At 45.8% G+C, this 13,153-nt stretch carries 11 protein-coding genes and 2 tRNA genes; 10 read left to right on the forward strand and 3 right to left on the reverse strand.

The genetic code is table 11. The annotated features are described in order from the left end of the window. From tig to JNK13_05060, 7 genes are all read left to right on the forward strand, one after another. Window positions 1-1,198: trigger factor (gene tig / locus JNK13_05030; GenBank protein ID MBL7662101.1), on the forward strand; the 1,198-nt coding region annotated here is incomplete at its 5' end. A gap of 20 nt (window positions 1,199-1,218) precedes the next feature. Beyond that, window positions 1,219-1,830 (forward strand): ATP-dependent Clp endopeptidase proteolytic subunit ClpP, encoded by a 612-nt coding sequence (gene clpP, locus JNK13_05035; protein MBL7662102.1) that lies wholly within the window; start codon window positions 1,219-1,221, stop codon window positions 1,828-1,830. A 223-nt stretch (window positions 1,831-2,053) separates the two neighbouring features. After that, a complete protein-coding gene (gene clpX / locus JNK13_05040) occupies window positions 2,054-3,289 on the forward strand; it encodes an ATP-dependent Clp protease ATP-binding subunit ClpX (protein MBL7662103.1) in 1,236 nt (411 codons plus the stop codon). A 300-nt stretch (window positions 3,290-3,589) separates the two neighbouring features. Further along, on the forward strand, window positions 3,590-6,073 hold the full coding sequence (gene lon, locus JNK13_05045) for an endopeptidase La (GenBank protein ID MBL7662104.1): 2,484 nt from the start codon (window positions 3,590-3,592) through the stop codon (window positions 6,071-6,073). 695 nt (window positions 6,074-6,768) lie between these two features. Then, window positions 6,769-6,844 (forward strand) — tRNA-Val (locus JNK13_05050). Window positions 6,845-7,155: 311 nt separating this feature from the next. Continuing rightward, window positions 7,156-7,232 (forward strand) — tRNA-Asp (locus JNK13_05055). 234 nt (window positions 7,233-7,466) lie between these two features. Beyond that, complete coding sequence (locus JNK13_05060) at window positions 7,467-8,108, forward strand: hypothetical protein (GenBank protein MBL7662105.1); 642 nt, start codon at window positions 7,467-7,469, stop codon at window positions 8,106-8,108. Window positions 8,109-8,215: 107 nt separating this feature from the next. Here JNK13_05060 and JNK13_05065 read toward each other — a convergent pair whose 3' ends face one another. Both JNK13_05065 and JNK13_05070 read right to left on the reverse strand, forming a co-directional pair. Next, window positions 8,216-8,653, reverse strand: a complete 438-nt coding sequence (locus JNK13_05065) for a hypothetical protein (protein ID MBL7662106.1) — start codon at window positions 8,651-8,653, stop codon at window positions 8,216-8,218. A 219-nt stretch (window positions 8,654-8,872) separates the two neighbouring features. Beyond that, complete coding sequence (locus JNK13_05070; protein MBL7662107.1) at window positions 8,873-9,178, reverse strand: hypothetical protein; 306 nt, start codon at window positions 9,176-9,178, stop codon at window positions 8,873-8,875. Between the two features lie 269 nt (window positions 9,179-9,447). On the opposite strand from JNK13_05070, the gene JNK13_05075 reads away from it, so the two are divergent. Genes JNK13_05075 through JNK13_05085 form a run of 3 tightly spaced genes read left to right on the forward strand, consistent with a single transcriptional unit; the run spans window position 9,448 to window position 11,910 of the window. After that, window positions 9,448-10,287, forward strand: coding sequence for a hypothetical protein (locus JNK13_05075; GenBank protein ID MBL7662108.1), 840 nt, complete (start codon window positions 9,448-9,450; stop codon window positions 10,285-10,287). Then, entirely contained in the window at window positions 10,280-11,068 is a 789-nt protein-coding gene (locus JNK13_05080; protein MBL7662109.1) for a hypothetical protein, read from the forward strand. Before JNK13_05075 ends, JNK13_05080 begins: the two co-directional genes overlap by 8 nt. Before the next feature lie 23 nt (window positions 11,069-11,091). Beyond that, a complete protein-coding gene (locus tag JNK13_05085) occupies window positions 11,092-11,910 on the forward strand; it encodes a hypothetical protein (GenBank protein ID MBL7662110.1) in 819 nt (272 codons plus the stop codon). On the opposite strand, the gene JNK13_05090 is transcribed toward JNK13_05085, so the two are convergent. Then, window positions 11,907-13,145, reverse strand: coding sequence for a 4-hydroxy-3-methylbut-2-enyl diphosphate reductase (locus JNK13_05090; protein MBL7662111.1), 1,239 nt, complete (start codon window positions 13,143-13,145; stop codon window positions 11,907-11,909). The two genes, JNK13_05085 and JNK13_05090, sit on opposite strands and share 4 nt — an antisense overlap. Window positions 13,146-13,153: the final 8 nt, after the last annotated feature.

The raw sequence follows: 13,153 nt of genomic DNA on the forward strand, positions 1-13,153 counted from the left end.
GGGGTTCCGTCCCGGCAAAGCACCTAAGGAACTTGTGCAAAAGCTCTACAATGGCACAATCCATGAAGACGTGATGAATCATCTCGTGACCGAAGCCTATCGCACGGCAATTAAAGACCATGATTTACGTGTCGTCGGAGAACCTCGTTTTGAGTTTGGCGATGTCGATGCCGCAAAAGATCTCTCCTTTTCGGCTGAGGTGGAAGTTGCCCCAGAACCAAAAATCAATGATTACTTTGGCATTAAATTTGACGCGGAATTACTACCCGAAGAAATCACTGACAGCGACCTCGATCAGGCCCTGGAGCAAGTGCGCCAAAGTTTTGCAGCTTTTGAGCAAGCCCCGGCTGACACTGTCGCTGAACTTGGTCATATCGCTACCGTAACTTATCAAGGCGAATTAAATGACGGTACTCCAGAAGATGGCAGACATGTAACTGAAATTGGCAAAAATATTCTTCACGCTGACGTTGAAAAAGCACTGATCGGAATGAAAGCTGGCGAACAAAAACAAGTTACAGCAACTTTCCCTGAAGACGATCAAGTTGCCAGTCGTGCCGGAAAAACAATTAACTGCACTGTGACCTTGGAGCGCTTGGACCTTAAAAAATTATCTCCAATTGACGATGAACTCGCGAAGCGCGCACGCCTGGGCGAAACAGTTAGCGAGATGAAAGAGCAGCTCGAGCAGCGTCAAACTCAGCACGTTAAATCAACCAACGACCGCACACTACGCGAGAAGCTTTTTGATGCAATCGTGGCAAAAAACCCCTTCGTTGTTCCGGAAGCAATGGTCCTTGAGGAGATCCGTGAAATGCTTTTTGAGATGGGAGCACTTGATCGGCGTAAACGCGAATCTTACTCAATGGATCTTTCTAGTGTGAAGGACTCCTTCCTTGCTCCAGCTACAGCTCGAGTTCAACGTTTTATAGCCCTTGAGCAAATTATTAAGCAGGAAAATTATAGTGTTGATGCTGAAGCGGTTGAAACATGGGTCGCGAATGAAGCAGTAGAACACAACATGACAGTTGAGGCCGTAAAGAAGTCTTTAGGATTACCGGAAAGATTACCTGTTGTTAAAAACATGGTTGCTCGCCATAAGATGGTAGAAATGCTTTTGGAGCAAGCGCAGGTTAATAAAACCTTCGTGAAACCTGAAGCAGAGAAGAGCACAAAGAAAACAAAGTCTAAGAAATAATTATTACTAAGGATTAGCTTATGGGTCTCAGCGCAAACTACTATATTCCATATGTGATCGAGCAGACCGGACGTGGAGAACGGTCCTACGACATTTATTCTCGCTTACTGAAAGATCGCATTGTTTTCCTCGGCTCTGAAGTCAATGATACAGTTGCAAATCTAATTACTGCGCAGTTTTTATTTCTTGAAAGCGAAGACCCAGAAAAAGATATTTTCCTGTATATTAACTCGCCAGGCGGATCGGTCACAGCCGGCATGGCAATTTACGATACCATGCAGTATATCCGACCCGATGTTTCAACCTTGTGCTTAGGCCAAGCCGCTAGCATGGGCGCATTCCTGCTCGCTGCAGGGGCAAAAGGTAAGCGTTCTGCTTTGCCACACTCGCGCATTATGATTCACCAGCCGCTAGGAGGATTCCAGGGACAAGTTTCTGATGTAGAGATTCATGCGCGCGAAATGTCACGCATGAAGCGAGAGTTAAACGAAATTCTCGCCAAACACTGCGGAAAAAATGTTGATGTATTATCCAAAGACAGCGACCGCGATTATTTTATGTCAAGCACTGATGCGAAAGAATATGGCTTGATTGATCAAGTTGTCGTCGAACGTCCCCGTGCTCTAAAATAGTGCCCTAGGCTACTGTAAACACTTAGCAAGCTGGTTCTGCCTTAAAGTAAAAAAAACTATAAAGATCTGCATCTAAGGCTTGGCCTGAAGCCAGTGATTCAGGTATAATAGACTTTAGCGATGATGCTGATTGCGTAAAGATGTAATCTCCGCGCAATCATTGCGTGGCACCGAATCCACATTCCGGTGTCGAGGATAGATAATTGAGTTTAAGGAGCGGACGGTGGCAAAGGGTCAGGGTTCTCTAGTTTGTAGTTTTTGCGGCAAAAGCCAGGAAGAAGTGCGTAAGCTTATCGCAGGACCTGAGGTCTATATTTGTGATGAGTGCATTGACCTTTGTAACGATATTATCATCGAAGAAGTAGATGATAATGCCGGCGCTAACCGCGGCCCTGAATTACCAAAGCCCAAAGAAATTAGAGCCTTTCTTGATAACTATGTAATCGGTCAAGATCGCGCCAAAAAGATTTTAGCTGTTGCTGTTTACAATCACTATAAGCGTCTGAATAACCATCAGGCCAAGGCCGAAGTAGAAATTGCTAAATCAAATATTATGCTAATTGGTCCAACCGGATCGGGGAAAACGCTCTTGGCTCAGACTTTAGCACGTTATCTCGATGTGCCTTTTACAATTGCTGACGCAACAAATTTAACTGAGGCCGGCTACGTTGGTGAAGACGTGGAAAATATTATTCTTAATTTATTGCAAGCCTCTGACTACGATGTCGAACGTGCGCAACGTGGCATTGTTTACATTGACGAAATCGATAAAATTGCCAAGAAAACCGAAAACCCCTCGATTACCCGCGACGTATCTGGGGAAGGCGTGCAACAAGCGTTGTTGAAAATCCTTGAAGGTACCAAGGCTAGTATTCCTCCAAAGGGTGGACGTAAGCATCCACAGCAAGAATTTTTACAAGTTGATACTTCGCATATTTTATTTATCTGTGGCGGGGCTTTTGTTGGGCTCGAAGATGTTATTAAGCGCCGATCGCACGGCAGTGCACTTGGTTTCGCTACTGAGCCAAAGCAGAGTCAAGCTAAGGGAAAGTCACTGCATGATGTGCAGTCGTATGATCTCTTACGTTACGGCCTTATTCCAGAATTTGTTGGTCGCTTGCCTGTGATTGCAACTCTCGATGAGCTCGATGAGCCTGCACTTGTGCAGATTCTAATGGAGCCAAAAAATGCTCTGACTAAGCAGTACCAGAAACTCTTCGACATGGAAGGCGTAAAATTGAAATTCACAGATGAAGCAATTAAGGCGCTAGCCAAGCAAGCACTCGAGCGCAAGCTCGGAGCTCGAGGGCTGAGGGCAATTCTTGAGGAAACAATGCTCGATATCATGTACGAACTCCCGTCGCAAAAGGACATCAAAGAAGTCGTGATCTCTGGGGAAACGATCAAACGCGGAGAGTCGCCGCTGATTGTGTACGAACATCAAGCCGAGTCTGCTTGATTATAAAGGGCGATCCTGGCCAATCTCGTCGTCACGGGAAATCGCCCAAAATCCTCGTTTATATCATATAAAGTCCGGTTTTGGACGATTCCCGTTCCTCGATCTTGTCTCAGCCTCGCCCTTTATAATCAAGCATCCACGACTGATAGAATGTAATTGTAATTGATGTTTAAAATACATGTGATTCATCAATTATCCATCTCTCTACTGGCGCTTTCTCTAATTGATTATTATTTAAGGACTATTATTTGTTGTCTACGCATCTTAATGCTGTAATCAGAATTCTGCGTTAAGGTGTAAATGAAGAAAAAAGATATGGCTGAAAATTACAATCCGATTCCCTTATTAGCTCTCCGCGACATCATTATTTTCCCGCAAATGGTAGTCCCACTTTTTGTCGGCCGTGAAAAGAGTGTGCGCGCACTGGAAGAAGCGGAGCGCTTGAAAAAACCAATCATGCTTGCGGCGCAACGTGACGCTAAAACTCACCATCCAGGAGCAGACGATATCTATACTGTCGGCACACTTGGTGAAGTCATGCAAATGATGAAACTTGCTGACGGCACAGTTAAGGTTTTGGTTGAAGGTAAGAAGCGAGCAAAAATTGAACGCTACCATGAATCCGACCAGTTCTTCCTTGTCGATGTAGCGGAGCTTCCCGAAGTTGTAGATCTGACAGCGGAGCTTAAAGCTTTGATGCGTTCGGTTACGTCTTCATTTGAGACCTACGTAAAGCTGGGCAAAAAAATTAGCCCAGAGATGATCCACCAGATCCATGCGATCGAAGATCCGTTTCGCCTTGCCGATGCAGTGATCGTGCATCTCAATATCAAGCTCGAAGAAAAGCAAGACATTCTGGAAACGAACAGTGCTTCAGAGCGTCTGGAAAAAATCTTCGGTCATATGAAGTCTGAAATTGAGATTCTCCAAGTTGAAAAGCGTATTCGCACACGCGTTAAGAAACAGATGGAAAAGACTCAGAAAGAGTACTATCTAAACGAGCAAATGCGTGCGATTCAAAAAGAACTCGGGGAGAAGGACGATTTCCGCAACGAAATTCAAGAACTAGAAGATAAGCTCAAGGCTAAGCAAATGCCTGATGATGCCCGCATTAAAACCGAGAACGAAATCAAGAAACTCAAGATGATGTCGCCAATGTCAGCCGAAGCTACGGTTGTCAGAAATTATGTCGATTGGATGTTGTCACTGCCTTGGAATGAATATTCCGAAGAAAAGCTCGACATGGCCGAAGCTGAGACAATTCTTGATGATGATCACTTTGGCTTAATCCGCGTTAAAGAGCGTATTCTTGAATACCTAGCGGTGCATAAGCTTGTCGGAAAAATCAAAGGACCAATTCTTTGCTTGGTTGGCCCTCCAGGAGTAGGTAAGACCTCGCTCGGTAAATCAATTGCTAAGTCTACAGGGCGTGAGTTTGTGCGCGTGGCGCTTGGTGGCGTGCGTGATGAAGCCGAAGTCCGTGGGCACCGTCGCACATATATTGGTGCTTTGCCGGGTAAAGTTATTCAATCGCTTAAACGCGCTGGGAAAAGTAACCCAGTATTTTTGCTTGATGAAGTCGATAAAATGTCAGCAGACTTCCGCGGAGATCCATCTTCTGCGCTACTCGAAGTGCTCGACCCAGAACAAAATGACAAGTTTAACGACCATTATCTCGACATGGATTATGACTTGTCGCGCATTATGTTCATTACTACTGCAAACTCACTTTCCACTATTCCACGGCCACTACTTGACCGTATGGAAGTAATCCAAATTCCTGGTTACACTGAACTTGAAAAATTGCAGATTTGTAAAAAATATCTTGTGCCGAAGTCACTAGAAAAACATGGCTTGAAGGATATCAACGCGGATATTTCTGACGATGCACTGCTTGGCGTAATTCGCCACTATACTCGCGAATCTGGAGTAAGAAGTCTGGAGCGCGCAGTTGATGGTATTTGCCGCAAGATTGCCGTCAGCATCGTTAAGCATGGTCCTGAGGCATGTGAGAAAGTTACCGGTGAAAATCTAGAGAAATATCTAGGGATTCAGAAATTTAAATACGGCATTCAAGAACCAGAGAATCAAGTTGGCGTTGCTCAAGGCTTAGCCTGGACGGAAATGGGCGGCGAATTGCTGTTGATCGAAGTCGCTATCGTTCCCGGACGTGGGCGCTTAATGATTACAGGTAAGCTTGGCGAAGTCATGCAAGAATCAGCTCAGGCCGCATTCATGTATGTGCGCTCGCGCGCTCATTTCCTAGGCCTGCCTAAAGACTTTTACTCCAAAATCGACTTACATATCCACGTGCCTGAAGGCGCAATTCCGAAAGACGGCCCTTCTGCCGGCGTGACTATGGTTACAGCAATTACTTCAGCCCTTACGGGCGTACCAGTTGACAGAAGTATTGCGATGACTGGCGAAATTACGCTGCGCGGGCGAGTGCTCACCATTGGCGGACTTAAAGAAAAAATCCTCGCGGCGCACCGTGGTGGAATTAAGCGCATTTTAATTCCGAAGGAAAATGAACGCGACATTGAGGAAATCCCAGAGTCAGTACGTGCCGACATCGAAATTATTGGTGTTAGTCATGCCGATGAAGTCATCCGCGAAGCATTGGTGATCGAAGACAAAACGCGTCTTGATACCTTGCTTACAGCACGCACAGAACGTCACCTCGAATTATACGGTAAGGGCGAGCCTGAGGGCGAACCTCAAAACTCAACAACCCGTAAAAATGAAGGCGAAGGCCAAGAAGATGGAGCTGTTGTCAGGCATTAGGGAAACATCTTGAGCTGCAATTAGGTTCTCCTTTTTTGCAGCTCAACTAGGGAAGCACTGATTAACTGCAATCTTGGCTAAGATCTTCTACCAAATCAGCTTCGACTGACACCTTGTTACAGTAGATTTATGCAAGCCTTGTTTTTGCAATAATGTGCGGCGGCCTAATTAACTAATTAATTATCTGTCATTACGAAGGAGCGAAGCGCCTGCGGCAATCTGTTTGCGTTTCCTGTCATTGTGAGGAACAACGTGACCTATTCGACTTGCTCAAGGCAGGCTCCGCAATCTGTTCACCGGTAAACAATACTTTCTCGTGCTAAGTGAACAGATTGCTTCACTTCGTTCGCAATGACCCGAGACGCATGGAAAATACCTATCTCCTACCTATTTAAATCCTAAAAAATCCCTAATAAATTCTAGTAGTTTACAAAAATTTAACGAAATGATTTAACAACGAGCTTCCGCTAGTTGGTTATTTCTTCTCCTACGGAGAAGGTTAACAGCTGGGGAGCATCAGCCTACAGAATTCCTTGTTTTGCCTGGCGGCAAAACGATGTAAGGCCGATGCAGAAAATTTATGGGCGGTTAGCACTTCTCCTGCTGAGAAGGTTAACAGCTGGGGAGCATCAGCCTACAGAATTCCTTGTTTTGCCTGGCGGCAAAACGATGTAAGGCCGATGCAGAAAATTTATGGGCGGTTAGCTCAGCTGGGAGAGCATCGGCCTTACAAGCCGAGGGTCGCAGGTTCGAGCCCTGCACCGCCCACCACTTACTTTTTCCCCAAAAAGAAAAAGTAAAACGAATTTTGATTGCCTGACAAAATTCGCTATAACCAACAGGCATTTGGCATAGGGGGTGCCCACTAGTGGGAGTAAGTAGTTCAGTTGGTTACTGAGTTACTGGCTGAGCTAAAGCTCAGCATGCCGGCCTGTCCTAGCGACAAAGTCGCTAGCAAACAAGCAAAGCTTGTTTGGTCGGAGGTCGCAGCCGTCAGCACATAGTGCTGACAAAATAACTGGGTGAGTCCCGTCCGCCTGAAAGCGGGGTCATCGGAAAATAATTTCAGGCATTTGGCATAGGGGGTGGTAGTTCAGTTGGTTAGAACGCCGGCCTGTCACGTCGGAGGTCGCGGGTTCGAGTCCCGTCCGCCCCGCCAATTTTTTAGATGAATTGCGAGCACGGGACTCGAACCCCGTGCAAGCGGAGCGAGCACAAAGGGAACTGCGAGTCAGTTGCTGCTTTGCAGCAACGCCCGTCCGCCCCGCCAATTTTTCTCATTTCTCCTAGAGTAGAAGTATTTTTCCATCACGTTATTAGCTCAAGTAGTTACCAACGTGTTGGTGCATGAGAACTTAGGTTTTTAGTGTTCACTCGTTTTTAGGAGGAAACAATGGCAAATTACAAATGGCCCGAGGATTACAAGGGCTTTGTTGAAGCCATTGTTTTAAACCCGAGCCCAAAAATTTTTCACACTATCGTAGGTCATTTCTTTGAAGAGTCTGCAGCTGCCTTGTGGAGGATTACGGACTTGCTGTTGCAGGATCCAAATTGCATTTCCGAAGTGGGTGACTTGTCAGAATTCAAGCTGGCTCAAGCTGAGCACACGCGTGTTTGCTATGAGTGGAAAATGATTGGAGCTAAAAGCGCTCCATACATCTATCTCAGACGTAGCATGAATGCGCTTGTTAATGGCGAGTCGATTGAAAACGGCCCGGTCTTAGAAGTCATACTTTGTCGTTTAACTTCAGGAGAGCATGCGAACTCCGTCGTTATTCAAGTTGGCTGGACGCTAAGCGATCGCCGCCGCGCCTTGTCTTGGTTGCAGGCGCATCGATTAGCAATTGCTTTAGGCCTCGTAATTAGTCCAAGCGACTTTGAAAAGGTGCAAGAACTTAGAGCTGGATGGTCCAGGGATGCTCAGATTGCGGTTGTTCGCGCATGGGAAAGACATCAGCTAGGTAGCGAGGTCTTTTTTGTGGTTTGCGACAATCATGAGCATTTTAATAACTCAGAAGTGGGTATATCGAGATAGGTTTTTTAAGAAAATTGATCTCCTGCACCCACTTATTTGGTAGGTTCGATTTATTTCTAAACAGGAAGGTTTGTCCGCTTCGAAAAACCTTCACTGCATTGCTTGCTTTACTGACTCATCATGCCCATGATCCGATCGGCAAGTTCTTTCGGATCGTGATGATGGGGGAAGAGGCCCATTGACTGAGTCAATTCGTAAACAAGCTGCGCTCCCATTCCAGCCTTCCTTTCTTCTGGTCCTGCAATCAGCACAAGCACATCATTGGCAGCAGCAAGGGGTGCGATTTTTGTTCTAAACTCCTCGCACGTCGTCCAAGTGTTGGGCTTGACCGTCACCACCGTGAGCTTGCCGTGTTCAACCGCACTTGGATCAAAATCCTCAAATGCGATTGGCCCGACATTGGGAATGCCTTCTTGCAAGAGTCGCATTCCTTCTTGTAGGAACCGATCCTGTTCAGTTGGCTCACCTTCGGGATGTTCTTGCTCCTTGAGCGTGTCGAAAGGGGCAAGAATGACGACGAGTGTTTGTGGTTTTGGTTCTGACATACGATTTTACGTTTCTCCGATTCACTTTGGCCCGAGGGCCTCGACAAGATCCATTCTCGAGGCGCCCAGGCTATATAGTTTCAGAGATGTCAGGGATAAAACATTTCGCGGACAAACTTCGCGAGGATGTATACACTATTTACTGTTGATTAGCAATTTACTGTAAAGCAAAGGTTCGGGAAGTTGTAGGGCTTCCAAGTGAACCTTCAGTGCGCAACGCTAGTCTTGATTTTTGGTCTCTAACATGCGCGTTGCTGGGACTCCTTTCTTAACAAAAAGATGACCAAACATTGGATCTTGCTTCCCGTTGCGGATGAAGACGCCTAAGTCGCTGACAACTGGCATGACTTGAGCGTTCATTTGCATGCGAGCCCTTTCCGATGCATCAAGTTGAGCCTTGAGTGCTGCAGTAGAAGTTCCAAGGACTCCAACTGTAACGCTCAGGATAGTGACAAGACAAACGAGGCCAACAACAAGCCAATCACGACGACGAGAATAAGGCTGAACTACGGTAGAATCTTCCATGTTTCTTCTCCAGGCTTTTATCGCTCAGTTTAAGAGCGGTATAAGCCTGGAGAAGAATTTGAAAATCCATAAAACCTTACTTCCTACAACTTCCCAAAAGAAAATGATCAGCCTGTCATCCTACATAAGTACCCAATCTTATTAAAGAACTTTATTAGGCTAGGATAATCGCTAATAAATCAGCTGAAACGAATAGTTGACATTCAGGTCGTTTGGCTTTAAATTGCATAAATGGGAAATTTTCCCATTTAATGTTTGGCTGAGAATGCATGGCAATAACTGCAAATACAGAGCGAGATAAGGTTAAAAATGCATTAGTGCGTTTGTTGAAGCCAGTTGCGCGCTTAGCGATCCGTTACGGCTTAAGCTTGCAAGAAATCACTGATGGCCTCAAGCAGGTTCTGGTTGAGCTTGCTAGCGAAGAATTGAAAATCAAGGGTGCTCCCGTGAACAGCAGTCGCATTAGCGCAATGACAGGCGTGCATCGTAAGGATGTAACAAAATTACGCGCGGGCGAGGCGACAACACCTCGCATTGATCTAAAAACGCGCATCATTGGTCAATGGCTCCAAGGAAAGAGTTTTCGCACCAGCTCAGGACGCCCACGTGTGCTGAGAATAGCTGGAAGTGGTGATTTGGGAGAGTTTGCGAAATTGGTTAACTCTGTAAGCTCAGATTTAAATCCGGCAACAGTGCTCTCTGAACTTGAGCGGCTTGGGGCTGTGAAGAAAACAACTCAAGGCTTGAAGTTAAACACACGATTATACTTGGCTCAAGGCGACCTTGAAGCTGGGCTTAAAATGCTAGCAAACGATATCGAAGACCTGAGCCGTTCTGTTGAGGAAAATTTAACTAGCAAAAATCAAATCCCCAATCTTCATCTGAAAACAGAGTATGACAACATCACACCAGAATCATTGAAAACGATACGATCTTGGTTTTTTCGAGAAGGTTCAGCATTCCATCAACGTGCACGAAATTTCTTATCCAGATTCGATCGAGATTTGGTAGAATCGAAAAACTCTCAACGCGTATTCAAGCACTCACGAAAAGTAAGAGTTGCTATCGGATCATTTAGTTTGATTGAAGGAGAACCAGTTTGTGAATAAAAAAATACTAATCAGCATGCTCTCTATTTTAATCGCAGTAGCTGTTCTTGCTTGCGGTGGGGGAACCAGTGGAACGGGCGGACAGCGCTTTGAAGGATCTGTCGTGACTAAGTCTGCGACAAGCATTCCGGGTGTCGCCGTAACCCTGACTCAGTCTGGAGATAGTGCGCTGACTGATGCAAATGGTCAGTTTATCATTGAAACAGCAGATGTCTCAGGCGATGTCGAAGTATTACTGGAAAAAGACCAGGTGCAGGCGCGAGCAATTGCGCCGGGTGTACCTACAGATGCAAGTGTCGTGCGTTTAAGTTTGGAATTTGACCAAAAAGGCAAGCAAGCCCGCACTAAAGAAGTTGAGGTCAAAGAGCGCCGCAATCGTGGTCGCGGAAGCAGTAGTTCAAGTAGCTCAAGTGGAAGAAGTAGTAGCGGGGGAGGCAGTAGTAGCTCAAGTAGTGGCGATGATGACGACGATGACGATGATGATGACGGTAGTAGTTCTTCAAGCGGTTCCAGTTCTAGTTCAGGTAACTCTAGCTCGGGAAGTAGTTCTAGTTCTAGTTCATCATCGGGCCAGAATAATGAAATTGAAACTACTGGAAATATTACAGCAATTACAGCAAGCACATTAACAGTGAATGGCTTTGTTTTCACTGTTAATGGCAATACGGAATTTCGTGGCCACTCTTCACTTTCAGGATTCTCTGTTGGTGAAGAAGTTGAGGTCAAAGGCAGACGTTCAGGGCAATTGATTATTGCAGAGCGAGTAAAACTTGAAGATTAACTTGATTTAATAACGGAGGCATTATGCAACATAAATTATTAACCTGCCTAGCGCTCCTCGGTCTTTTTGCCGCAGGACCTGCCTTAGCAAATGACGAAGACGTGATTCGGCGTGGAACTTTAGCAGCAATTACTGAAAACTCTGTAACTGTTGCTGATTTAACTTGCCCGACTAACAGGTCTACAGAATATGAAGATCTTAATGGGAACACGATTCCACGCAGTTCCTTTAATCCTGGGGATCTGGTGAAATTGAAATGTCGCAGCGGTGTAGCACATAGCTTAGAAATGGAAGACGACATCGGCGGCGGAAGTGGCAGCGGCTCCGGTAATGGCGGCTCAAGTGGGAATAATAAGAAACGCTCAAAAATGAAGAAACCATTACGTCTATCGGCGTCTCTCTCTGCTTTTGAAGGAGTTCCAACATCTGCTCGCGGGGAAGCTAAACTGCGCTTGAAAAACAATGGTAGTAAGCGTGACGACCGCTTCACAATTGAAGTTAAAGTCCCTGTGCCCAGCGCAGTTCCTGCGGCAAATACAATCGGAGAAGCAAGTGCCCTTGCTTTCACAGCTGTTATTTCACGAAGCGGCGCTCCATACGCTCAATGTTTCTTACGTTATGACCATGAAACGACTCTAAATGGCGTGATTGCTGCGGAACATAAGGTTGATGTCCGGGATGACGGCAAAAGAAGCCGCTCGCGCACCCGCAATAAGAAAGGCAGCTGTGATGTTGATTTAAATCAATCCGGCGTTCAAAGAGGATTGCCTTTTGTTAAACGTGGTGATGAGGTTGTGATTGAAGACTCGCTTTCAGGAAGTATTCTGAAGGGCCAGTTCTAATTCGCCAAGTCTGCTAAGACTTTTTCTGGGTCGCAAGCTTCTGGAAAGAAACTTGCGACCTTTTTTATGACACTCTCAACTGTTGCATCCGGACAGCTTGCACCAGAAGTCAGTGCAATCGTTAGCGCCGTCTGCGAACTACTGACCAGCGGAAGCCAATTACTTGTTTCGCGAATTGACTTTGTGTGCATGTCGAAGTGACGTATCAAGTCTGGACTAACAATTTCATCGGCGTCTTTCACGTAAAAAGTTGGAAACTTCTCTTCGCAAAGCTCAACCAGATGCGAGGTATTCGAGCTATTATAACCACCGACAACAAGGCCTAAATCGGCGCCAGATTCGATTAATGACCGTGTGGCTGTCTGATTCTCATGCGTTGCATAGCAGAGTGTATCCCGAGTGTCTGCAAAATGGTCTTTGAGCTTTTCTGCCCCGTATATTTCAAGCATTGCTTGCTTAATTGCATTAGCGATTGCCTGGGTTTCAGTAGCAAGCATTGTGGTTTGGTTGACGACACCAACACGTTTTAAGTGTTCCCGCGGATTGTAGCCCTCGGACATGCTTAAGGCAAAACGTGAGCGAAAATCATCTTCACTGACTTGCGCTTTAATAAAGGCGATAACAAATTGTGCATCATCCATATCGCGAATTACAAGTGTTGGCGCTGTGTTTTTACTGTGAGAAAAGGTGGCGCGTGTTTCTTCATGAGTGCGTTTTCCGTGAACAATCACGCTGTAGCCCTGTTTTCCTAAATCAGCTGAACGCCTCCACACTTTTTCTACAAATGGACAGGTCGAGTCATACTGATAAGGATTAATGCCCACCGCTTCGAGTTCTTTTTGTAGCTCGAGCGTTGTTCCAAAGGCAGGCACAATCACAATATCATCGCGATTAAGATCGCTAAAAGGAATCAGCCGAGTGCCGTCTGTAGCCATGAGAAACTTAACACCACGTTGTACGAGGTCGGCATTAACCTGTGGATTATGAATCATTTCGCTGAGGAGAAAAATCCGTTTGTCAGGCTGTTCCGCTAAGGCGCGATAAGCGATTTCAATGGCGTTTTCGACACCAAAACAAAAGCCAAAGTGACGAGCAATTTTAAAGCGCAGCGGTCCAAAGTCAATGGTTGTTGGGTTAAAATCCCGGCGTTTAGGGTCAGTATTATCGCGAAAGCGTTTGATCGTTGTAATACTGGATGATCGATAAAATCCAGGAATTGTGAAATTTCTTGCCACTAAATTAA

It is taken from the genome of bacterium (genome assembly GCA_016786595.1).
Taxonomy (GTDB): Bacteria; Bdellovibrionota_C; UBA2361; order SZUA-149; family JAEUWB01; genus JAEUWB01.